Here is a 22,705-nt window from a genome sequence, read left to right on the forward strand (position 1 = left end):
CCGACCGTCGGCCGGCCGGGTCACCCGTACCGTGGGGGAGTGGACGACGTGAGCACGCTGCATGCCTGGATCGACGCGTCCGGCGGGGTCGCCGGCGACATGCTGCTCGGTGCCCTGATCGACGCCGGCGCACGGCTGCCCGCCGTCCAGTCGGTCGTCGAGGCCGTGCTCCCCGCGACCGTGCGCCTCGAGACGCGCACGGTGCAGCGCGCCGGGATGCGCGCGACGAAGCTCGACGTCCGCACGCTCGTCGCGGACCACCCGCACCGCACGTGGCGGACGATCCGCACGCGCATCGAGGAGGCGGACATCCCGGCCGGGGTCCGTGACCGCTCGCTCGCGACGTTCGCGCGGCTGGCCGACGCGGAGGGTCGGGTGCACGGCGTCGCGCCCGACGAGGTGCACTTCCACGAGGTCGGCGCCTGGGACTCGATCGCGGACGTCGTCGGGACGTGCGCAGCGCTCGAGGACCTCCGGGTCGCGTCGCTCTCGGTGAGCACGATCGCGCTCGGGTCAGGTCGGATCCGCGCCGCTCACGGCGAGATCCCGGTCCCCGTGCCGGCCGTCCTCGCGCTGTCGGAGGGGTGGTCGGTGACGAGCGGCGGTGACGGCGAGCTCGCGACCCCCACCGGCATGGCGCTGGTGACGGCACTCGCCACCCGTTCCGAGGACCTGCCTGCGCTGCGAGTGGGCGCGGTCGGGATCGGCGCGGGAACCCGGGACACCCCGGGTCGCCCCAACGTCGTGCGGGTCGTGCTCGGGTTGCCCGACGCGTCGACCGCGAACGGCTCGACCGGCACCGACGCCTCGACCCGGATGTGGGTGCTCGAGACCAACGTCGACGACCTCGACCCGCGCGTGTGGCCCACGGTCCTGGCGGCGCTCCTCGAGGCCGGCGCCGCCGATGCGTGGCTCGTCCCGATCGTCATGAAGAAGGGCCGCCCCGCGCACACGCTCGCCGTGCTGGCCGACGCCGGCCACCGCGCGGCGCTCCGGACCCTCGTCTTCGCGCTGACCAGCACGATCGGCGTCCGCGAGGTCGAGGTGGCGCGCACCGCGCTCGACCGCCTGACCCGGACGGTGCCCGTCGCGGGCGGTGCGGTCCGGGTCAAGGTCGCGCACGTGGACGGGGTCGTCGTGCACGCGACGCCGGAGTTCGACGACGTCGCCGCGCTCGCGGACTCCGCGGGCGTCCCGGTCCGCGGGTTGCTCGCATCGGCGGTCGCGGCCGTCGAGCACGCGGGCCTGGTGCCCGGTGCGCGCGTCGCTGACCTGGTCGACGCGGACGAGGTCGTCGCGCCGACCTAGACAGGTGCCGCGATCTGCGCGGCCAGGTGACCCGCGCCGTAGCCGTTGTCGATGTTCACGACCGCGACGCCCGGCGCACACGCGTTGAGCATCGTCAGCAGGGGCGCGAGGCCACCGAACGCAGCGCCGTACCCGACCGAGGTCGGCACCGCGATCACCGGGGCCGAGACGAGACCCGCGACGACCCCGGGCAGGGCGCCGTCCATGCCGGCGGCGACGACCACGACCCGTGCGCTGCGCAGCAGCGGGACCCGGGCGAGCACGCGGTGCAGCCCCGCGACCCCGACGTCGACGACGAGCTCGCAGACCCGACCGAGGTAGACCGCCGTCAGGTACGCCTCGCGCGCGACGGCCAGGTCCGACGTGCCCGCCGCGAGCACGACGACGAGCCCCCCGGTGGGTGCGGGCGGCACGGGCGGCCACACGAGGAGGCGCGCGTCCTCGTCGTACCGGGCGTCGGGCAGCACGCCCAGGACGGCCTCGGCGTGCGCCGGGGACGCGCGCGTGAAGAGCGTGGCCGAGGGCGTCGACGCGATCCGGGAGCGCTCCGCGACCGCCTCGGCGACGGCGGCGAGCTGGGCGGGCGACTTGCCCTCGCAGTACACGGCCTCCCCGTAGCCGCGGCGCGCGACGCGGTCGTGGTCGAGCTCGACGTAGTCCGCGATCGAGTCGGGCGGCTGCCAGATGTCAGGCACGGGCTGCCCCGAGCGTGGCGCCGCCGGAGCCGGCCGGCCGGCCGCTGACGTCGACCAGCGACAGCGTGAACGCGCCCGACTGGATGCCGGCCAGGTCGATCGCCGCGAACCGGAAGCCTGCGTCCGTCGCGGCGCGCTGCACGGCCTCGCGCAGGCCGGGCGCGACCGCGCGCTCCAGGTCGGTCGCGAGGAGCTCGATGCGCGCGACGTCGCCGTGGTGACGCACGCGCGAGTCGGCGAACCCCAGCGCGCGCAGGGCCTTCTCCGCGGCCTCGATCTGGGCGAGCTTGGCGGGGGAGACCTCGTCGTGGTGCGGGATGCGCGACGCGAGGCACGGAGCCGCCGGCTTGTCGGCGCACGGCAGCGCGAGCTCGCGGGCGATCCGGCGCACCATCGCCTTGTCGAGCCCCGCCGCGGCGAGCGGACGGAGCACCTGGTGCTGGGTCGCGGCGAGCGAGCCGGGCCGGTCGGGTCGTCGCGCATCGTCGGCGTTCTCGCCGTACGCGACCGCTCCGAGCCCGTGGGCGGCGACCACGTCGTCCGAGATCCGCGTGAACAGCTCGTCCTTGCAGAAGAAGCACCGGTCCGGGCCGTTCGCGCGGTACGCGGGGTTCTCGCCCTCGTGGGTCGCGACCTCGACGACGGGGACGCCGATGAACGCCGCGACGTCGTGCGCCGCGGACCGCTCGTCGGCCGCGAGGCTCGGCGAGACGCCGAGGACCGCGATCACGCCGTCCGAGCCGAGAGCCCGGACGGCGAGCGCGAGGAGGACGGCCGAGTCGACACCGCCCGAGAAGGCGACGCCGAGCCGGGCCCTGCCGGCGACGAGCTCCATGACCCGTTCTGCGGCCGCGCCGACCTCGGGCGAGAGCGTCACGTCGGTCTGTGCGGGCACTGCGTCACCTCAGCTCACTGTTGACGTGCTCTCGGACCGGTCGAGCGACCATGGCGTGCAGCAGCCATTGTGTGCAGCAGACGCCCGCACGGTCCACGCGACCGCACGGGCGCGCGGCGCTGCGGGCGCGGACCTCGCCGACGATCTGCGTGAACCGCGCCTCGGTCAGCGGGCAGGTGACCATGATGACCGCCGCGAGCAGAGCGAACGCGGCGGCGCGTCTCCCATTGAGCCAGCGGCCCACTGCCGGGGCAATCGGTTGCCAGGAGTTGCCCCGCGGGACCGCGCCGTAGGCTCGAGGCGACCGCTGGGCCCGTGCCGGGCGGGCGGCGAGGCCCGCCGAGCCGCACGGCGGCGGCAGCGACATCGAGGGAGACGGGTCCATGACAGGTCGGGACGGTGCTCCACCGACCGTCACGATCTACGACGTCGCGCGCGCCGCGGGCGTCGCCCCGTCCACGGTCTCGCGGGCCTTCTCCCGGCCCGGTCGCGTCAGCTCCGAGACCGCCGAGCGGGTCCGGCGGGTCGCGCAGGACCTCGGGTACCGGGCCAACCCGGTCGCACGCGCCCTGTCGACGTCCCGGACACGCATGATCGCGCTGGTCGTCTCCGACATCGCGAACCCGTTCTACTCGGGCATCGTGCGGGGCGCGCAGGATGCCGCGGGCAGGGCCGGGTACACGGTGCTCCTGGTCGACACACGCGAGTCCGACGTCCGCGAGCGCGCTGCCGTCGAGCGCGCGATGGCCACGGTCGACGGGATCCTGCTCGCGAGCTCGCGCATGTCGGACTCCGCGATCCGGATGATGTCCAAGCAGAAGCCCGTCGTGGTCCTCAACCGCGCGATCGTCGACGTGCCGTGCGTCGTGACCGACATCGCGCGCGGGATGCGCCGCGCCGCGGAGCACCTCGGCGAGCTGGGTCACGACCACGTCACCTACGTCGCGGGTCCGGAGGCGTCCTGGACCGACGGGATGAGGTGGCGCTCGCTGCGTGAGGCGGCGCTCGAGCTCGAGCTCAAGGTGCGCCGCGTCGGCCCCGTCACGCCCGACGTCGAGGGCGGCACGCTCGCGGTCGCGGAGTTCCTCGAGGCGCCGACGTCGGCCGTGATCGCCTACAACGACCAGGTGGCCATCGGCTTCATCCGGGGTCTGCGCGCGGCCGGCGTCCAGGTGCCGCGCGATGTCAGCGTGATCGGGTTCGACAACATCTTCGCGGCCGAGCTCGTCACGCCCGCGCTCACGACCGTCGCGGCGCCGCTGCACACCGAGGGGTCGGCGGCGACGACGCACCTGCTGTCGATGATCGACGGTGCGCGCAGCCGCACCGGCCAGCCCGTCGTGCTGCCGACCCGCCTCGTCGTCCGGGACTCGACGGCTCAGCGCAGGCGGAAGAGGACCTCACCCGCGTTCGGCACGACGAAGGTCTCGCCGTCGGCCTCGAACGCCGCCACGTCGAGCGTCGACGGGTCGAGGTAGCCGAGGTTGGCCTTGCGGACCACGTCCTCGGGGATGCCGGTCGCGAGCGTCACGCGGACGCGGTCGCGCTCACCGTGCTCGGCGTCCCACGTGCCTGCGCCGCGCAGGTGCGTCGAGTGGGCGAGGACCCCCCAGTGCACGTCGGAGAACAGGTCCCACTGCTTCACGAAGTAGTCGCGGCAGTGGTAGCCGATCTCGTAGATCTCGGGGTGCGTCTCGGAGATCTTGGTGATGTGCGGGGCGTAGATGATGACCTCGCCGCCGTCCGCCACGACGGGCTCGAGCTTGTAGAAGCCCTTGGCCCCGGTCCAGATGTCCTCGTACTTCTCGGGGATGATCGACAGGACGCGCGTGACGGGTGCGTCGAGGTACCGCACGTGCGTCTCGGCCGCGACGTCGGCCGCGGCGGCCCACGCGGACTCGGTGTCACCGAAGGTTGCCGCGTGCAGCGCGCCTGTCCCGGACTGCGCGACGACGCACAGCGCGAGCTTCTCGGACGGGATCATCGCGGCCGCCTCGTTGATCAGGGCTCGCACGGGGGTGATGCCGCGCGTGCCGATGATCTCGGAGCTGGTGATGAGCGCGCCGAGCCAGTGCGACAGGTCGATGATCGCCTGGCCCGCGACACCCGGGAAGAAGTACTTGTTGCCGCCCGAGAAGCCGACGACCTCATGCGGGAACACGGGCCCGACGACGATCGCGACGTCGTGCTCGACGACGGCCCGGTTGAGCCGGACGTCGACGCTCTGCGCGAGACGGCCCTCGGACAGCTCGGCGATCCGCGTGCTCGGGATGACGCCCAGGGACACGAACGTGTCCGGGTCCCACCACTCGTGGTTCAGCACCGTCATGCCGGGGTACCGCTCCTCGAGCCCGCCCACGGCGTACCCGAGCATCTTCGCGAGGTGGGCCTCGTCCATCGGGGCGTGGGTCCCGAGGGCAACGAGCGCGGTCAGCCGGGTCACGCGACCGGCGAGCGCGCCGTGCACCGCGCTCAGGAGCAGCGGCAGCGGACAGCTGCGGGTCCCGTCGGGGATCACCAGGCACACGCTGCGGCCGTCGAGGTCGCGCGCGTCGAGCTGCTCGCGCACGAACCGCGTGATCTCGTCGTCGGTGAGGACCTGCGCGGGCCCGCCGATCACGCTGGAGCCGGTCTGGGTCGTTCCCGACTGCGTCGTGGTCATGCGGGCCACGATGCGCCCTGCGGGGGGCCTGAGCAAGGATTCGCGCCGACGGCGGCAAGAAGTGGCAACCGATTGCCGCCCGCTTCTCGCGACGACCAGGATGGCGAGCGTGACCGCCACGTCCTCGACCCACACAGCCCGCCGTCTCTCGCGATCGTCCGGGGACGCCCGGCCTGCGGCCCCGGTGCGGATCGCGCACCTCGGTCTCGGCAACTTCTTCCGGGCCCACCAGGCCTGGTACACCGAGCACGCACCCGACGCGCCGGACTGGGGCATCGCCGCCTTCACGGGGCGCACGCCCGTGCTCGCCGACGCGATGGGACTGCAGGACGGGCTCTACACGCTCGTCACGCAGCGCCCGGACGGTGATGACTACGAGGTCGTCTCGAGCGTCTCGGCGGTCCACGCCGCATCCGAGCACGAGGCGTGGCTCGGGTACCTGCGTTCGCCCGACCTCGCCCTGGTCACCCTGACGGTGACCGAGGCCGGGTACGCCCGCGGCGCCGACGGCTCGCTCGACGTCGCACGCCCGGACGTCGCCGACGACATCACCGTGCTGAGCGCCGACCCCCTCGCGGTCGTCGACACCGTCCCGGCGCGGCTGGTTGCCGGCCTGCTCGCCCGACGTGCCGCGGGGAGCGGCCCGGTGAGCATCGTGCCGTGCGACAACCTCCCCGACAACGGCGCGGTCGCGGCGCGAGTCGTCCGCGGCTTCGCTGACGCCGTCGACCCGACCCTCGCGAGCTGGATCGACGCGAACGTGTCGTTCGTGACCACGATGGTCGACCGGATCACCCCCCGTCCGACCGACGACGTGGAACGCGCCGTCCTCGCCGCAACGGGTTGCGAGGACGCCGCCCCGGTCGTGACGGAGCCGTTCAGCGAATGGGTCCTCGCGGGCGAGTTCCTCGCCGGGCACCCCGGCTGGGACGCAGTGGGCGCCCGGATCGTCGACGACGTCACGCCGTTCGAGCAGCGCAAGCTCTGGCTCCTCAACGGTGCCCACTCGCTGCTCGCCTACGCCGGCAGCATCCGCGGGCACGAGACCGTCGCGGAGGCGATCGGCGACCCGGTCTGCCGCGCCTGGGTCGAGGAGTGGTGGGACGAGTCGTCCCGCTACCTGACGCTGCCGCCCGACGAGGTCGCGGCGTACCGGGCTGCGCTCCTCGAGCGCTTCACCAACCCGCGCATGCGCCACCTCCTGGCCCAGATCGCGACGGACGGCTCGCTCAAGCTGCCGGTGCGTATCGTGCCGACCCTGCGGGGTGTGCGGTCCGCGGGCCGCATGCCGGCTGGGGCCGTGCGCATCCTGGCCGCCTGGGTGTGCCACCTGCGCGGCGCCGGTGCGCCGGCGGCCGACCCGGCTGCCACCGTGCTCGTGCCGCTCGCGGCCGGCCCGCTGCCTGACGCGGTCCCCGCGGTGCTGCATCACCTCGACAGGGCGCTCGCGTCCGACGCCGGGCTCGTGGCAGCGGTCATCACCTCCGCCCACGACCTGATGGGGTCATGATGACGTCGCCGTCCACACCCTCCCTGCAGCCCGTGGCCCCGAGCCTCCCCGCCGAGGTCGTCATCGGGCTGGACGTCGGGACGACCGCGGCCAAGGTCGTCGCGTTCGGCGTCGGCGACCCGTGGCGGCACACCGCGATCCGGGAGTACCCGCTGCTGTCCCCGGAGCCAGGCTGGCAGGTCCAGGACCCCGAGACGATCGTCGCCGCCGTCGCCGGGGCGCTCGCCGACTGCGTGGCCGCGGCCCGCGGCGCCGAGGTCGTCGCGGTGTCGGTGAGCTCGGCGATGCACGGGCTCATCGCCCTGGACGCCGACCTGCACCCCCTCACCCCGCTCGTCACGTGGGCCGACTCGCGCGCGCACGGGGAAGCGGCCCACCTGCGCGCGACGGGTCAGGCAGCCGCGCTGCACCGCACGTCGGGCACACCGGTGCACTCGATGAGCCCGCTGACGAAGCTCATGTGGTTCGCGCGGCACGAGCCCGCGGTGTGCGCCGCGGCTCGGTGGTGGGTCGGGCTCAAGGACTACGTTCTCCTCGCGCTCACGGGGTCCCTCGTCACCGAGCTGTCGTCCGCGTCAGCCACCGGACTGCTCGACAACGCGACCCGCACGTGGTCGGCCGCTGCCCTCGACGTCGCAGGAGTGCGCGCCGACCAGCTCCCGCCGATCCTGCCGACGACCGCGACGCTCGACCTGTCGGCCGCGATGGCCGCGCGCGTCGGACTGGCCCCGGGGACCCCGGTGGTCGTGGGGGCGGGTGACGGCCCGCTGGGCAACCTCGGCACCGGTGCCCTCGAGCCCGGCGTCGTCGGACTGTCGCTCGGCACGAGCGGCGCGGTCCGCATGGTCGTCCCGCAGCCTGTCGTCGACCCCGACGGTCGCCTGTTCTGCTACGCGTTGACCGACGACGCCTGGGTGGTCGGCGGCGCCGTGAGCAACGGCGGCGTCGTCGTGCGCTGGGCGGGCGGTGTCTTCGGCTGCGACCTGCCACCCGGACCCGACGGTGCCCCCCGCGACGCCGAGCTCCTGGCGCTCGCGCACGCCGTGCCGCCCGGCTCGGACGGGCTCGTCATGCTGCCCTACCTGCTCGCCGAGCGGGCACCGCTGTGGGACCCGGACCTGACCGGCGCCTACCTCGGCATCCGGCACGAGCACACGCGTGGGCACTTCGTGCGGGCTGCGGTCGAGGGCGTCGCGCTCCAGCTGTCGGCGATCGTCGAGGAGCTGAACCGCCTCGAGCCGGTCACGCAGATCCGGGCGACCGGTGGCGCCTTCCGCTCGCCGGTGTGGCGCGAGGTCATGGCGGCGGCGCTCGGGCACCCGCTGCAGGTCACCGGCGGAGCGGAGGGATCGGCGCTCGGCGCCGCCGCGCTCGGGCTGTACGCGCTCGGTCGGGCGACGTCGCTCGCGGACGCCGTGGCGCTCGCGGCGGGCGGATCAGGTCCCTCGACCGACGTCGAGCCGGCCGTGCCGGTCTCTGCGGTCGACGTCGCGCTCTACGCGCGGGTCCGGTCGAGCATCCCCGAGCTGCTCGCCGCGTACGACGAGGTCGCGCGGCTGTTCTCGGCGGTGGGGGTGGACGGCTCGTCAGCGCGCCGCTGAGCGACGCGGCCGAGGATGAGCACCGCGGTGCCGAGCGCGAAGACCGCTGTCGCAGCGCCGAGCGCGACCGGACCTGACGTCCACCGGATCGCGCCGGCGCCCACCGTCGCACCGATGCCCATGGCGATCACCGCGAGGAGCCGGTCCCGCGCCGCGTGGCGCGTGGGCTGACGTCCGCCGGCGAGGCGGCTGTCGCGGGACAGGTTCGCGAGCGTGCTCGTCACGACGATCGTCGTGATGTCGACGTTGCCGACCGGCTTGACCGCGGCGACCTGGGCGCCCATGAGACCGGCGAGCAGAGCGGTCACGATCAGCTGGGCCGGGGTGCCGAGTGTCGACGTGAGGGCCCAGGCGGTCGCGAGGAGTGCGGCCAGAACGCAGCCCGTCGCGAGCAGCCACGCGCTGACGCGAGGCAGCCCCCGAGGGTGTTCGTGGCCGACGACCCGCGCACCGAGGATCGAGCCCAGCACGAATCCGGCCAGCGCGATCGCGTTGTTGAGCAACGGGATGTGGTCGACGCCTGCGAGAGCGAAGCCGATGAACAGCACGTTGCCGGTCATGTTGCCGGTGAAGACCCGGTCGAGCGCGAGGTAGCTGACGGCGTCGATCGTCCCAGTCGCGGCGGTCAGGATCAGAAGTCCGGCCGGATACAGGGTGCGGGGCGAGGGGAGGCGCATCAACGGCTTGTCTCGGCAGCGATGAGATGGCGGACGTCGGCGAGGTGGCTCTCCATGGCCGTACGCGCGGCGTCGGGGTTGTGCGCCGCCACCGCGTCGTAGATCGCACGGTGCCAGGCGACGGAGTGCGTCCGGCCGGCGCGGGTCGAGTGCGAGTGCGTGCGCACCGGCATCGTCCACTCGCTCATGAGGCCGTGCAGCGTGACGAGCAGGGGATTGCCCGCGGCGTGCGCGAGCAGGAGGTGGAACTCCAGGTCGAGCTCGAGCGAGCGGGCCGGCTTGAGAGCTGGGGTTGAGGCGTCGAGCACCTCCCGAAGCTGGAGGAGGTTGGACTCGGTCGCGCGCTGGGCTGCCAGCGCGGCGATCGACGGCTCGACGACGAGGCGCAGCTCGGCCGCGTCGTCCTGCTCGGCCGAGTCGGCGGCGAGCCCGCGCAGCTCGAGCTCTTCGGCTGACGCCTCGACGACGATGGTCCCGCGGCCGGGGGTGCGCTCGATGAGGTGCTTGTTCTCGAGCTCCGCCATCGCCTCGCGCAGCGACGCGCGTGACACCGACATCGACGCCGCGAGGTCTCGCTCGCTCGGAAGCCGGGATCCGGGGGGCAGCCCGCCGGTCGCGATCAGCCGTTCGAAATGTGCGGCGAGCGTCACGGAGATGCTCGGTGCGCGGTGCGCGAGGGGCGGGACGGGAGTGGTCTGCACGGACGCTGCTCCTCTGATCGACGGTGCGGGACAGCGGCACAGTAGCATCTCAGCGGTCGGATGGTCGGACCAATATTTCCCCCGGTATCGACTGTGTAAACAGTCTGTTTCGAATGCCGCTGGCGGACCTTCGAGCCCCGTTTCGGGGGCTAGCGTTCCGGGACATCGGTCAGACCATCTGACCGGGACCCCAACGGCGGCGTCGCGGGGAGCCCCGTTTCACGAGGCGTCCGACGGCTCCGGTGACCTGGAAGGAACCGCGATGAACAAGCCCACGACCGCCCTCGCGACGGCGGGAGCGCTGGCCGCCCTCCTTGCCCTCGGGGCATGCTCGAGCAGCAGCAGCGCCTCGGCCGGCAGCACCTCGGCCCCCACCGACCAGGCCTCGGCCTGGAAGACGCTCGCCGACTCGACCGCGTGCACCGCACTCCGCACCGCGCACCCCGATCTCGTCGGGACGACGAAGACCAACGCGCTCAACCCTCACACCCCCGGCTACGAGGTCGTCAACCCCGACAACCCCGACGAGTACGTCGGCTTCGACATCGACCTCGGCGCGGCGATCGGCGCGTGCCTCGGCTTCGCCGTCGACTACGTCCCGGTCGGCTTCTCCGAGCTCATCCCCACGGTCTCCTCGGGCCGTGCGGACTGGATCTTGTCGAACCTCTACGCGACGCAGGAGCGCGCGGCGGGCGGGGTGGACTTCATCAGCTACTCCAAGGTCTTCGACGGCATCCTCGTCGCGACCGGCAACCCGAAGTCCATCACCGGCATCGACACCTCGCTCTGCGGGCTGACGGTCGCCCTCAACAAGGGCTACGTCGAGGTGCCGCTCGTCGAGGCCGTCGGACCCGCCTGCGAGGCGGCCGGCACGGTGGCGCCGACGGTCAGCCTGTTCGACAGCAGCGCGGACTGCGTGCAGGCGATCCTGGCCGGGCGCGCCGACGCCTACATGAACGACATCAACACCGTCAACGGCTACATCACCGAGCACCCGAAGGACCTGGGATCGGCCGAGACGGTCATGCTCGACTACACGATCGGGATCGGGATCCCGCAGGGCCAGCACGAGTTCCGCGACGCGGTCGCGGCCGCGCTCGCCGAGATCCAGGGCAGCGGGCTGCAGGACGAGCTCTCCGTCAAGTGGAAGCTCAACGAGAACGCCCTGGCCGCGCCGACGATCCTCAGCGTCGGCTGAGCCGGAGGCCCAGGACCATGACGAAGTTCTTCCACTACCTGACGCTGCCCTACCTGCTGGACGGAGTCGCCTTCACGCTGCGGCTCACGGCCATGGGATTCGCCGGTGGCATGGTCCTGGGCCTGCTGCTGGCCGCGATGCAGCTCACGCGGTTCCAGCCGCTCACGTTCTCGGCCCGGGCGTACACGACGCTCTACCGCGGCACGCCGCTCATCCTGCAGCTCGTGTTCGTGTTCACGGTGCTGCCGCGCGTCGGGGTCACCTTCCCGCCGCTCATCGCCGGTGGGGTCGCGCTCGCGCTCAACGAGGCGGTCTTCTTCGCGGAGATCTTCCGGTCCGCTGTCCGAGAGGTCGACCCCGGCCAGACGGCCGCGGGGCGTGCGCTCGGGATGACGCCCGTCGTCCTCATGCGCCGCGTCGTCGCACCGCAGGCCGGGCGCGCGAGCGTCCCGGCCCTCGGGAGCGAGGCCGTCGCCACGATGAAGAACTCGGCGCTCGCGTCGATCATCGCGGTGCCCGAGCTGACGCTGCGCACCCAGCAGCTCGCCTCCGCGACGTTCGACTACTTCGAGATCTACTTCGCGACCGCCGTGATGTACCTCGTGCTCACAGGGGCGTTCACGCTGGTCCAGCTCGTCATCGAGCGCTCGGTCGACCTCGATCGAGCCTCGCACGGTTCGCTCCTGACCCGGGTGCGGTCGCTCGGCACACACCCGGCGACGACTCCGGCGGGTCCGCACACGGTCGTCGACCGTACCGACGTCGGGCCGACGGCAACCGCCGGCGCGACCCAGGCCGACCCGCCGCCGCGCAGCTTCGGCGAAGCGCTCATCGAGGCCTACGGGATCCGCAAGAGCTACGGCGCCAACGAGGTGCTGCGGGGCATCGACCTCAACGTGCGCCAGGGTGAGGTGATCGCGCTGCTCGGGCCCAGCGGGTCCGGCAAGAGCACACTCCTGCGCACGATCAACCACCTCGAGGGGCTCGACGGCGGCTCGGTCCTCGTGGGCGGCACGGCGATCGGGTACGACGAGCGAGGCGCCGGCCTGCGGGAGCGCCGAATCGCCCGCCAGCGCGTCGCGGCCGGTGTCGGGATGGTGTTCCAGCAGTTCAACCTCTTCCACCACCTGACCGCGCGCGAGAACGTCGCCGGTCCGTTGCGGTGGCTGCACGGCATGACCCGCGCGGAGGCCGACTCGCGGGCCGACGAGATGCTCGAGCAGGTTGGTCTGACCGACCGTGCTGACGCACTTCCGCGGCACCTGTCCGGCGGCCAGCAGCAGCGCGTCGGGATCGCGCGGGCGCTGGCCCCCCGCCCGCGCGTGCTGCTGCTCGACGAGCCGACGAGCGCGCTCGACCCGGAGCTCGTCGCCGAGGTGCTGGCCGTGATCCAGGCGCTCGCCCGGGACGCCGGCCTGACGATGATCATCGCCACGCACCAGCTGAGGTTCGCGCGGGAGGTTGCCGACCGCGTGGTGTTCATGGCTGGCGGAGTAGTCATCGAGGAAGGACCGGCCGACGAGGTCATCGGTAACCCGCGGCACGAGGCGACACGTCGCTTCGTCGGCGCGATGGACGCAGCGGAGGTATGACCATGCCCAAGAAGCAGACGTACGTCTTCGAGCCCGGCGCAGGCGTCCCGGCCCAGGTCGGCCCCTTCGCCCATGCGGTGCAGTGGGGCGACCTGCTCTTCGTGACCGGACAGATGCCCACCGACCCGTCGACGGGCGAGCTCGTCGACGGCGGGACCGTCGAGCAGGCGCGACAGGTTCTTGCCAACCTGCGAGCCGTGGTCGCGGGCGTCGGTGCGAGCCTTGACGACGCGCTGATGGTGCGGGTCTACCTCACGGACTTCGCAGACTTCGACGCGTTCAACGCCGAGTACGTCCGGTGGTTCTCGGGCCCGCTGCCCAGCCGGACCTGCGTGGGAGTCACCGGTCTCGCCGTCGGGGCGGCAGTCGAGATCGACCTCGTCGTCGGGCTGGCCCACGGCGCGGGCCGTGCGCCGGCCGGTGCGGCATGACCGCCGCACTCCAGCCGGGCCGCGGAGTCGTCCTCGGCCGGCACTACCTGCCCTCGCGCGTCGACGAGGTCCGCTGGGGCTGGCTGCCGAACGCAGCCGCCGAGGCGGTCCTCGAGGTCGGTGCAGGTGAGACCGTCACGATCGACACCGTCAGCCACGAGGGGTTGCTCGAGGATCAGGGGCGCGACCCTCGCGCCTATCTCGCGCAGTTCGGGGTCGACGAGGTGCTCGACGACGTCGTCGAGATCGCGGCGAGCACCCTGAGCAACACGCTCGACGACGGTCCGCACGTCGTCACCGGGCCGATCCGAGTCCCGAGTGCCCGCGCCGGCGACGTGCTCAAGGTCGACGTCCTGGACCTCGCGTACCGGGTCCCCTACGGGTTCGTCAGCAACCGGCACGGCTTCGGCGCGCTGGCCGGCGAGTTCCCCGAGGACCACGACTCGTCGCCGACGCGGCACATCGACCGGATCGTCAGCACCGGGACCGTCTCCCACTTCAGCTGGGTCGCGCACGTGGGCGGCCGTGACCTCGGGCGCATCGACGCGGGTGGCGGCCGTCACGTCCAGTTCCCGCTCCACCCTTTCCTGGGGCTGATGGGAACGGCCGTCGCGACGACCGACGCGGTCCCGTCCGTGCCGCCGGGCGACCACGGCGGCAACATCGACATCCGGCACACGGGCGTCGGCTCGACCCTCTATCTGCCGGTGCTGGTCGACGGCGCGCTGTTCTACGCGGGCGATCCGCACTTCGCGCAGGGGAACGGCGAGGTCGCGCTCACGGCGCTCGAGGCATCGCTGCGGGCGACGCTGCGGCTCAGCGTGATCTCGGCCGCCGACCGCGCGGGCGTCCTCGGGCCGCTGACGAACCCCGTCGTGGAGACCGGGACCCACTGGATCCCGACGGGTATGGACAGCGACCTCGACGAGGCGATGCGCAAGGCGGTCCGGCACGCCGTCGACTTCCTGCACGGGCGGTTCGGTGTCCCGCGGTCGGTCGCGCTCGCGTACCTGTCCGCGGCCGGCGACTTCGAGGTCAGCCAGGTGGTGGACGCGGTCAAGGGCGTGCACTGCATGATCGCGAAGGCCGACTGGACGTCCTGGCACTGAGCCTCGGGGCAACACGCCGTTCACGTGCGTCGGCGACGATGATGGAGCAGACAGGACGCACGAGGGAGATCACGATGACGGGTCAGGTCCGGTTCGGGTACAAGGCGTCCGCGGAGCAGTTCGGGCCGGCGCAGCTCGCCGACTACGCGGTGCTGGCCGAGCAGGCGGGCTTCGACTCGGTGTTCATCTCCGACCACTTCCAGCCGTGGCGGCACGACGACGGGCACGCGCCCGCGGCGATCCCGTGGCTCGGGGCCGTCGGCGCGCGGACCGAGCGGATCATCCTCGGCACGTCCGTGCTGACGCCGAGCTTCCGGTACCACCCGGCGGTCGTCGCGCAGGCGTTCGGGACGCTCGGCGTGATGTTCCCCGGCCGGATCGTGCTGGGCGTGGGTTCGGGGGAGTCGCTCAACGAGGTCCCGCTGGGCATCGAGTGGCCCGACATGAAGGAGCGGTTCGCGCGGCTCAAGGAGTCGGTGCAGCTCATCCAGCAGCTGTGGCGGGAGGACCGTGTGACGTTCGAGGGCACGTACTTCCGCACCGAGAACGCCACGGTGTACGACCGCCCCGAGTCGCCCGTGCCGATCTACATCGGCGCGTCGGGCCCGGCCGCGACCCGGCTCGCGGGGCGGATGGCGGACGGCTTCATCACGACGTCGGGCAAGCCGCGCTCGCTGTACGCCGACACGCTCGTGCCGGCCCTGGCCGAAGGGCTCGAGAAGGCCGGACGCGTCGCGGGCGACGTCGACACGCTCATGGAGATGAAGGTGTCGTTCGACGACGACCCTGACCGCGCGCTCGCGGACACGCGGTTCTGGGGCGCGCTCGCGCTGACCCCGGAGGAGAAGACAGGCGTCGAGGACCCGGTCGAGATGCAGCGCCTGGCCGACGCGCTGCCGATCGAGCGCGTCGCGTCCCGCTGGATCGTCTCGACCGACCCTGAGGAGCACGTCCGCCGTGCGCAGGAGTACCTCGAGCTCGGGTTCCGGCACCTGGTGTTCCACGCGCCCGGCCCCGACCAGCCGCGGTTCCTCGAGCTGTACGCGACCGAGGTGCTGCCGCGGCTGCGCGCTCTCGTCGCGTAGCCCGCGACACGGCCCGCAGGCCGGTCCGCGGGGAATACCGCCGCAAGGGTTGAGGTTCTGCTGTCCAGATGGTTGAATGTTGTACAACATCGGAGGGCGGGAGCAGTCACATGCAGTTCGGAATCTTCACCGTCGGGGATGTCACCACCGACCCGGTGTCGGGTCGCACCCCGACCGAGAACGAGCGCATCAAGGCGATGATGACGATCGCCCTGCACGCCGAGGAGGTCGGGCTCGACGTCTTCGCGACCGGTGAGCACCACAACCCGCCGTTCGTGCCCTCGTCGCCGACCACGATGCTCGGCTGGATCGCCGCGAAGACGACGACGCTGCAGCTCTCGACGTCCACCACGCTCATCACGACGAACGACCCGGTGAAGATCGCCGAGGACTACGCGATGCTCCAGCACCTCGCAGACGGTCGCGTCGACCTCATCATGGGCCGCGGCAACACCGGCCCGGTCTACCCGTGGTTCGGCAAGGACATCCGCCAGGGGATCAACCTCGCGATCGAGAGCTACGCGCTGCTGCGCCGGCTCTGGGACGAGGAGGTCGTCGACTGGTCGGGCAAGTTCCGCACGCCGCTGCAGTCCTTCACCGCGACCCCGCGCCCGCTCGACGGCGTCGCGCCGTTCGTGTGGCACGGCTCGATCCGTAGCCCCGAGATCGCAGAGCAGGCTGCCTTCTACGGCGACGGGTTCTTCCACAACAACATCTTCTGGCCCATCGAGCACACCCAGCAGATGGTCGCTCTGTACCGCCGCCGCTTCGAGCACTACGGGCACGGCTCGGCCGACCAGGCCATCGTCGGGCTCGGTGGTCAGGTCTTCATGCGCGCGAACAGCCAGGACGCCCAGCGCGAGTTCCGCCCGTACTTCGACAACGCCCCCGTCTACGGCCACGGCCCGACGATGGAGGAGTTCACCGCCCAGACCCCGCTCACGGTCGGCAGCCCGCAGGAGGTCATCGACCGGTACGCCGCGATGCGTGACCACGTCGGCGACTACCAGCGCCAGCTCTTCCTGATGGACCACGCGGGACTGCCGCTCAAGACCGTCCTCGAGCAGCTCGACATCCTCGGCGGCGAGGTCGTCCCGGTGCTCCGCAAGGAGCTCGCGATCGGCCGCCCGGCGCACGTGCCGGACGCGCCGACGCATGCCTCGCTCGTGGCTGCGGCCGGTGGGTCGAAGGACGCAACGGTCTACGCCGCGCCCGACGACGTCACCGGTGCCTCTCCCGAGCCCGAGAGCGCGGGGGTGTCGCGATGAACCGCCGCACCATCGCCGTCGTGGCGGGCGGGCTGCGCCAGCCGTCCTCGACCCGGCTGCTCGCCGACCGGCTCGCCGAGGCGACCGCCGCGTCGCTGCGCGAACGCGGGATCGACGTGGACGTGACGTTCGTCGAGCTGCGCGAGCACGCGCACGACCTGACGAACACGCTGCTGACCGGCCTCGTGTCGGCCGACCTCAAGCGCGCGATCGACACGGTCGCGCAGGCCGACGGCGTCATCGCCGTCACGCCGATCTTCTCGGGCTCCTACAGCGGGCTGTTCAAGAACTTCTTCGACGTGCTCGAGCCGGGCTCGTTGGCCGCCATGCCGGTGCTCATCGGCGCGACCGCCGGGACCGTCCGGCACTCGCTCGCGCTCGAGCACGCCCTGCGCCCGCTGTTCACGTACCTGCACGCGGTCGTCGTCCCCACGTCGGTGTTCGGCGCGACGGAGGACTTCGGCGCGACGAGCGGCGAGCAGGTGCCCGACGACGTCCCGCCGCTCCAGGTGCGGGTCGAGCGCGCCGCCGGTGAGCTCGCCGACCTCGTCGCCGCACGGTCGCCGCACCGGGTCGCCGACCCGTTCGCCAACCCCACGTCGTTCGCCGACCTGATCGCCGGGCTCTGAGCCGGGGACCATCGTCCTCGCGGCGGGGTCCCGGGCCTGGTTGGCTGGGCAGGCCATGCGCCAGACACCGATCTACTACTACTCGTCGTCGAGCGGCCTCGTCCGCTCGTTCGCCGAGCGCCTCGGTCGGCCCGTGTTCAACCTCGCGGAGCGGGAGCACCGGCTGGGCGAGGCCGACGGGCCCTGGGTGCTGCTGACGCCGTCGTACAAGTCCGGCAACGACCGCAACGACACCGTGCCCGAGGGCGTCCTGCGCTTCCTCGCGTCCGACGTCAACCGGCGCCGCATGGTCGGGGTCATCGGCAGCGGCAACCGGAACTTCGGCGTGCACTACCAGCGCGCGTGCCGGGTCGTCGCGGCGCGGTCCGGCCGCCCGGTGCTCTTCGAGTTCGAGCTGTCCGGGACGCCGTGGGACGTCGAGGAGTGCCGGCGCATCATGGCCGAGCTGGACGAGGCCCTCGCGGCGCACGACGCGACCGCGCGCGACGAGAACCCGCACGACGACACCGCCGCACGACGAGACTGACGACGACCGCGAACGGTCCTCACCCAGCTCGCGGCACGGCGGCTGGCTGCTCGATCCAGGCGGCAGCGTGGTCGCTGTGGATCGAGACGCTCGACGAGGGCGGCCCTCCCCACCGGGATTTGCGTCTGGGTTTCGACACCGGAGCCCGCCTGCTGGAGACGCCGCACGAGCGCACTGACGTGCTCGCTCCACACCCCCGCCGGGCGAAGCCTTGCCGCGCACCGGCGAAGGTCGACGTCGCGCGACCGCGTGCACCCATGGGCTACATCGAGGTTCGGTCGTCCGCGCACGTCGTCGCGGGGTGCGGTCGCTGAGGCGGTCGGGCCGAGTGACGCGAGACCCAGACGTGGCCGCTTCACCGAGAGGTGGGATCTCCAGGCTCCGCCGACGTGAGCGAGCCGGCGAGCCGGAGCTCGAGGCCGTCGAGGAGGCACTCCAGTCCCCAGTCGAACCTCTCGTCGAGGTCCATCGCCGTCATGTGGGCCGACGCCTCGGCGAGGTGCGGGAACGACTCCCGTGGGAGGCCGGCGAGCTCGGCGGACACGGCCTCCATCGCTTCGGCGGGCGTTCCCCCCAGCGCCTCGACCGCACGCATCGGGTTCATCTCCTGGAGCACGAAGCCCTGCACGTACGTGACGGAGAGGAGGTACATCGCAGCCGCCGCACCGCCAGGGCTGAAGCCGGCCTCGCGGAACTCACCGAGCACGTGCTCCATCATCGTCGAGGCATGGCGCCCGACGACGAAGCGGCCCGCGATGAGGCGCGGGACGTCCCGCCGCGACTTGAGGAGCACTCGGTAGCGGTGGGCCAGCACCCACACCCGCTCACGCCAGCTGCCTGCGGAGACGGACAGGTCCATCCCCGCCAGCGCGGCGTCGGCCACCAGATCGAGGAGCTCCTCCTTGTTGCGGACGTGCCAGTACAGCGAGGCCGCCTGCAGTCCCAGCTCGGCTGCGACACGTCGCATGGACAACGCATCCAGGCCGTCGCGCTCGAGAACGACGAGCGCGGCCTGGACGACAGCGTCCTGAGTGAGCACGGGTTGATCAATCCCCGCCCGGGGCCTGGGGGCCATCGCTGCATCCTCCTCTGGTCGACCGCTTGCAATCTAACACTGTTAGTGGGAACCTCGCATCGTCCATTGATCTAACACCGTTAGGTTCACGTCGATGCATCCTGCCCCCGACGCCCGTCGGCGCCAACTCATCCTCTCCACGCTCTGCCTGGCCCTCTTCATGTCCATGCTGGACAACGTCGTCGTCAGCAACGCGCTGCCCAGCATCTCGACCGACCTCCATGCCGGGATGATCGACCTGCAGTGGGTCATGGAGGGCTACAGCCTGGTGTTCGCGTCCCTCCTCCTGCTGGGCGGGACCCTCGGCGACCGCCTCGGACGCCGTCGCCTGTTCCTCGTCGGGCTCACGCTGTTCACGGGTGGTTCGCTGGTGTGCGCGCTCGCCGGCACGCTCCCGATCCTCATGACGGGCCGCGTGGTCCAGGGGGTCGGCGCGGCTCTCCTCACCCCGCAGTCGCTCGCGGTCCTGCGCGTGACCTTCCTCTCCGAGGTCGAACGCGCCCGCGCCATCGGCACCTGGAGCGGGGTCTCGGCACTTGGCCTCGCCCTCGGTCCGGCGATCGGCGGCCCGCTCGTGACCGCCTTCGGGTGGGCCAGCGCCTTCTGGATCAACGTCCCCGTCGGCGTCGCCGCTCTGGCCCTGGGTGCGCGGGTGCTGCCGCACGACGACGGGCACCACGGTCGCATCGACCTGCTCGGTCAGGTCATCGGGACGGCGGGTGTCGCCGGCGCGGTCTTTGCGCTGATCGAGGCACCGAGCCGCGGCTGGAGCTCGCCGACGGTCCTCGGCAGCGCGACCCTTGCCGTCGTCGGCTTCGCTCTCTTCGTCCCGGTCGAGCTGCGGGCGGAGCGCCCGATGCTCGACGTCCGGCTGTTCCGCGACCGCATCTTCGCGGGCGCGGCCTTCGCCGGCTTCGTGGTGAGCTTCGGGATGTTCGGCGTCCTCAGCTACCTCGGCCTGTACATGCAGTCCGTGCTCGGCTGGTCGGCCGCGGCTGCCGGGATCGCCTCGCTCCCCTCGACCGGCGTCATCATGATCGCGGCACCGGTCGCGAGCCGGATGGCGGCCCGATGGGGCGCTCGGCTGCCCCTCGTCATCGGACTGTCGCTTTGCGCGACCGGCGTAGCGATCCTCTCGAGGGTCGACGCGACCGCGAGCTACGCCGACTTCTGGTGGGCGCTCCCCCTGATCGGCACCGGCATGGGGATGTCCTTCAGCCCGATCACGATCGCCGTGATGGGCCGTGTCCCTGCCGCCCGCGCCGGAATGGCATCGGCTACGACGAACGCCACCCGCGAGCTGGGCGGCGTCGCCGGCATCGCCATCATGGGCAGCCTCATCACCGCCCGGCTCGCGTCGGTTCTCCCCTCACGACTCGCCGCCGCCGGGGTCCCCGCGGATGTCGCTCGGCGCGTCGTCGACACGGCGACCGCGGGAGGCGCGGGCGGCATTGCGTCGTCGCGCGACGTTCCGCATGCCATCTCGTGGTCTATGGCAGTGTCCTTCACCGATGGGCTCCAGCTCGCGCTGATGGTGGCAGCGGTCGTGCTGGTGCTCGGCGCGGTGGCCGTCTTCGTCCAGATGCGGCCCGAGATCGGCAGGCCGAGCGTCCCAGCGCCAGGCCCCTCAGACGGTCTTGAGCTCCGGCCACGACCAGAACGGGCGCGCTCACGGCCCGAAGACGCGCTGGGAGGTCGTGCGGGGGCTCGACACTGAAGAACGCGCGCGCTGCGTCGAGGTGCCAGCGACGGATGCCCGCATGCTCCTGTTTGGAGCGACGTTCCGTCAGGGGCTAGGAAGGTGGGCAAGGCCTGACCGTGGGGTGATCGTGACCGGAGGAGCAGACGTGGGTTGTGCGGCCCAGCCCGCGCGAGCCAGTTCCCCGAGGTGGTGCGCCCGGCGCGCCGAGGACCACGGACGAAGCCGCCTGCTCGTGATCGGTTCATGGGTCACGGGCCCGGGAGACTCCGCTGCGTCCGGAACCTGTCGGCGGTCGTCAGCCCACGGCAAGGTCCGTCACGGGACTCGTCCGGGTCTCCGTGAGCGCAGAGACCAGGGCGCGGAGCGCCGGGATGCCGGCCGCATCGGGGTGATGGGTCAAGGAGATGCGCCGGATGCCGACGCCGTCGACGTCCTGGACCGCGATTCCCCTGTTGCGCACGCTGCGCAGCGCGAGCTCGGGTAGCAGGGCGACTGCCAGACCCTGCGCGACGAGGGACTGGACGATCACGTAGTCGTCGGTGCTGTGCCGGACGTCCGGTGCGAAGCCGGCACGGGCGCACACCCGCATGAGGTGCTCTCGGCACTGGACGCAGCCGCCCACCCAGCGCTCGTCGGCAAGCTCGGTCAGCCTGACCCGCTGTCGCCCGGCGAGCCGATGCTCGGCCGGCAGGACGAGACGGATCGCGTCCTCGCCGAGAGGATGGTCGGTGAGCGTGCGGACCAAGCGGTCGCTGTTGGCCGGCTCGTCGTCGTACCGGAAGACCAGCGCGGCGTCCACGTCGCCCGAGTCGAGCAGGCCGAGCGCCTGCGGAGGCTCGGCGTCCGTGAGGCGCACCTCCAGGCCCGGCGCGCGGCGAACCATGACCTCCATCGCCGCGGGAACGAGGGTTGCCCCGGCGGTCGGGAACGTGGCCAGGCGGACGCTGCCGGCGGTGCTGTCCGCGATCGCGGCCACCTCTGCGTCCGCGGCTCGAAGACGTGCGGCGACCGCGTTGGCGTGCGCCAGCACGATGAGGCCCGCCTCGGTCGGGACCGTGCCGCGAGCGCCGCGCACGATCAGCGGCACCCGCAGCTCCCGTTCCAGGGCACGGACGTGCTGGCTGACCGCCGGTTGGGTCCAGCCGAGCTCCCGTGCGGCTGCGGCGAGCGAGCCCGCGCGAACCACCGCACCAAAGATCAGCATGCGCTTTGCGTCCATGCCCCAAGTATGGCTTGGGACCCGGCCAAGCGTCTCGGTCTTCCGGGAGCGGCCGCGAGCGGCCACGATGGCACCCATGCGAACGATCGGCTTGCTGGGCGGGATGAGCTGGGACTCCTCCGCAACCTACTACCGCATCATCAACGAGGAGGTCCGTGACCGGCTCGGCGGGCATCACTGCGCGCAGGTCGTGATGGTCTCGCTGGACTTCGGGATGGTCCGCGAGCTCCAGGTGCGTGGCGCCTGGGACGAGGCCGCGGCGCTGCTCGTGGACGGCGCCGTCCGGCTCGAGGCCGCCGGAGCGGACGTCGTCGTGCTCTGCACCAACCTGATGCACAAGGTGGCTCCCGCGATCGAGGCGGCGACCCGCGTGCCCCTGTTGCACATCGCCGACGCGGTCGGGGCCCGCGCCCAGGAGCTGGGCGTCGAGCAGATCGGGGTGCTCGGTGCCCGGCAGGTGATGGAGGAGTCCTTCTACCGCGATCGGCTGCGCGAGAGATGGGGCATCGACGTCATCGTCCCCGGCGACGATGACCGAGGGGTGGTCGACCGTGTGATCTTCGACGAGCTCACCACGGGCCGGATCGAGCCAGCGTCCAAGCGGGCGTACCTCGAGATCGTCGACCGGCTCGCCGACCGTGGCGCCGGAGCTGTTGCGCTCGCCTGCACCGAGATCGGGCTGCTCATCGGCGCTACCGACACCGATCTCCCCCTGATCGACTCCGCCCAGGTGCACGCCCTTGCCGCGGTCGACGCCGCCCTCGCACCCGGGGACGCGACCCGGGACCGGCAGCTGTCGCTCCGACACGGGGTATGACACGA

21 protein-coding genes and 1 pseudogene are annotated in these 22,705 nt (G+C 72.3%); 15 read left to right on the plus strand and 7 right to left on the minus strand.

Features of this window, described 5'->3' with window-relative positions; genetic code table 11:
• The first annotated feature begins 48 nt into the window (after positions 1-48).
• Positions 49-1,308: a nickel pincer cofactor biosynthesis protein LarC gene (gene larC, locus VFW79_RS10510; protein ID WP_329677255.1), complete on the plus strand. Its 1,260-nt coding sequence runs from the start codon at positions 49-51 to the stop codon at positions 1,306-1,308.
• Here larC and larB read toward each other — a convergent pair.
• On the minus strand, positions 1,305-2,003 hold the full coding sequence (larB, locus tag VFW79_RS10515; protein WP_329677256.1) for a nickel pincer cofactor biosynthesis protein LarB: 699 nt from the start codon (positions 2,001-2,003) through the stop codon (positions 1,305-1,307). The genes larC and larB overlap by 4 nt on opposite strands.
• Positions 1,996-2,898, minus strand: coding sequence for an ATP-dependent sacrificial sulfur transferase LarE (locus VFW79_RS10520; RefSeq protein WP_329677257.1), 903 nt, complete (start codon positions 2,896-2,898; stop codon positions 1,996-1,998). The genes larB and VFW79_RS10520 overlap by 8 nt, the downstream gene beginning before the upstream one ends.
• Positions 2,899-3,281: 383 nt before the next feature.
• Between VFW79_RS10520 and VFW79_RS10525 the strand changes: the two genes are divergently transcribed.
• Positions 3,282-4,376, plus strand: coding sequence for a LacI family DNA-binding transcriptional regulator (locus VFW79_RS10525; RefSeq protein ID WP_329677258.1), 1,095 nt, complete (start codon positions 3,282-3,284; stop codon positions 4,374-4,376).
• Here VFW79_RS10525 and VFW79_RS10530 read toward each other — a convergent pair.
• A complete protein-coding gene (locus VFW79_RS10530; RefSeq protein WP_329677259.1) occupies positions 4,277-5,560 on the minus strand; it encodes a lactate racemase domain-containing protein in 1,284 nt (427 codons plus the stop codon). The genes VFW79_RS10525 and VFW79_RS10530 overlap by 100 nt on opposite strands.
• Positions 5,561-5,660: 100 nt before the next feature.
• Here VFW79_RS10530 and VFW79_RS10535 point away from each other — a divergent pair, with 100 nt between their 5' ends.
• Together VFW79_RS10535 and VFW79_RS10540 are read left to right on the plus strand one after the other, a co-directional pair.
• A complete protein-coding gene (locus tag VFW79_RS10535; RefSeq protein WP_414647939.1) occupies positions 5,661-7,070 on the plus strand; it encodes a mannitol dehydrogenase family protein in 1,410 nt (469 codons plus the stop codon).
• Entirely contained in the window at positions 7,067-8,671 is a 1,605-nt protein-coding gene (locus VFW79_RS10540) for a gluconokinase (RefSeq protein ID WP_329677261.1), read from the plus strand. The genes VFW79_RS10535 and VFW79_RS10540 overlap by 4 nt, the downstream gene beginning before the upstream one ends.
• On the opposite strand, the gene VFW79_RS10545 is transcribed toward VFW79_RS10540, so the two are convergent.
• Together VFW79_RS10545 and VFW79_RS10550 are read right to left on the minus strand one after the other, a co-directional pair.
• Positions 8,566-9,348: a YoaK family protein gene (locus VFW79_RS10545; protein ID WP_329677262.1), complete on the minus strand. Its 783-nt coding sequence runs from the start codon at positions 9,346-9,348 to the stop codon at positions 8,566-8,568. The two genes, VFW79_RS10540 and VFW79_RS10545, sit on opposite strands and share 106 nt — an antisense overlap.
• Positions 9,348-10,049 carry a FadR/GntR family transcriptional regulator gene (locus tag VFW79_RS10550; RefSeq protein WP_329677263.1) on the minus strand — a complete coding sequence of 234 codons (702 nt, stop codon included), beginning with the start codon at positions 10,047-10,049 and terminating at the stop codon, positions 9,348-9,350. The genes VFW79_RS10545 and VFW79_RS10550 overlap by 1 nt, the downstream gene beginning before the upstream one ends.
• Positions 10,050-10,311: 262 nt before the next feature.
• Between VFW79_RS10550 and VFW79_RS10555 the strand changes: the two genes are divergently transcribed.
• The 9 genes and pseudogenes from VFW79_RS10555 to nrdI all read left to right on the plus strand — a co-directional run bounded on the left by VFW79_RS10555 (position 10,312) and on the right by nrdI (position 17,887).
• Entirely contained in the window at positions 10,312-11,247 is a 936-nt protein-coding gene (locus VFW79_RS10555; RefSeq protein WP_329677264.1) for an ABC transporter substrate-binding protein, read from the plus strand.
• Positions 11,248-11,264: 17 nt separating this feature from the next.
• Positions 11,265-11,888: pseudogene (locus VFW79_RS10560) on the plus strand (amino acid ABC transporter permease); the annotation flags it as partial.
• Positions 11,889-12,077: 189 nt separating this feature from the next.
• Positions 12,078-12,839, plus strand: a complete 762-nt coding sequence (locus VFW79_RS10565; protein WP_329677285.1) for an amino acid ABC transporter ATP-binding protein — start codon at positions 12,078-12,080, stop codon at positions 12,837-12,839.
• 2 nt (positions 12,840-12,841) lie between these two features.
• Entirely contained in the window at positions 12,842-13,270 is a 429-nt protein-coding gene (locus tag VFW79_RS10570) for a Rid family detoxifying hydrolase (RefSeq protein WP_329677265.1), read from the plus strand.
• Positions 13,267-14,379, plus strand: a complete 1,113-nt coding sequence (locus VFW79_RS10575; RefSeq protein ID WP_329677266.1) for an acetamidase/formamidase family protein — start codon at positions 13,267-13,269, stop codon at positions 14,377-14,379. Before VFW79_RS10570 ends, VFW79_RS10575 begins: the two co-directional genes overlap by 4 nt.
• Before the next feature lie 74 nt (positions 14,380-14,453).
• Positions 14,454-15,464 (plus strand): glucose-6-phosphate dehydrogenase (coenzyme-F420), encoded by a 1,011-nt coding sequence (gene fgd, locus VFW79_RS10580; protein ID WP_329677267.1) that lies wholly within the window; start codon positions 14,454-14,456, stop codon positions 15,462-15,464.
• A 110-nt stretch (positions 15,465-15,574) separates the two neighbouring features.
• Complete coding sequence (locus VFW79_RS10585; RefSeq protein WP_329677268.1) at positions 15,575-16,732, plus strand: LLM class flavin-dependent oxidoreductase; 1,158 nt, start codon at positions 15,575-15,577, stop codon at positions 16,730-16,732.
• Complete coding sequence (locus VFW79_RS10590) at positions 16,729-17,361, plus strand: FMN reductase (RefSeq protein WP_329677269.1); 633 nt, start codon at positions 16,729-16,731, stop codon at positions 17,359-17,361. Before VFW79_RS10585 ends, VFW79_RS10590 begins: the two co-directional genes overlap by 4 nt.
• A 55-nt stretch (positions 17,362-17,416) precedes the next feature.
• Entirely contained in the window at positions 17,417-17,887 is a 471-nt protein-coding gene (gene nrdI / locus VFW79_RS10595) for a class Ib ribonucleoside-diphosphate reductase assembly flavoprotein NrdI (protein WP_329677270.1), read from the plus strand.
• A 355-nt stretch (positions 17,888-18,242) separates the two neighbouring features.
• On the opposite strand, the gene VFW79_RS10600 is transcribed toward nrdI, so the two are convergent.
• The gene (locus VFW79_RS10600; RefSeq protein WP_329677271.1) at positions 18,243-18,926 is read right to left on the minus strand and encodes a TetR/AcrR family transcriptional regulator; all 684 of its coding nucleotides are present in this window, start codon (positions 18,924-18,926) and stop codon (positions 18,243-18,245) included.
• Between the two features lie 130 nt (positions 18,927-19,056).
• Here VFW79_RS10600 and VFW79_RS10605 point away from each other — a divergent pair, with 130 nt between their 5' ends.
• A complete protein-coding gene (locus VFW79_RS10605) occupies positions 19,057-20,679 on the plus strand; it encodes an MFS transporter (RefSeq protein WP_329677272.1) in 1,623 nt (540 codons plus the stop codon).
• A gap of 280 nt (positions 20,680-20,959) precedes the next feature.
• Here VFW79_RS10605 and VFW79_RS10610 read toward each other — a convergent pair whose 3' ends face one another.
• The gene (locus VFW79_RS10610) at positions 20,960-21,883 is read right to left on the minus strand and encodes a LysR family transcriptional regulator (protein WP_329677273.1); all 924 of its coding nucleotides are present in this window, start codon (positions 21,881-21,883) and stop codon (positions 20,960-20,962) included.
• Between the two features lie 76 nt (positions 21,884-21,959).
• On the opposite strand from VFW79_RS10610, the gene VFW79_RS10615 reads away from it, so the two are divergent.
• Positions 21,960-22,700 (plus strand): aspartate/glutamate racemase family protein, encoded by a 741-nt coding sequence (locus tag VFW79_RS10615; RefSeq protein ID WP_329677274.1) that lies wholly within the window; start codon positions 21,960-21,962, stop codon positions 22,698-22,700.
• Positions 22,701-22,705: the final 5 nt, after the last annotated feature.

The sequence above is a fragment of the Cellulomonas sp. genome (assembly GCF_036279715.1).
GTDB lineage: Bacteria > Actinomycetota > Actinomycetes > Actinomycetales > Cellulomonadaceae > Cellulomonas_A.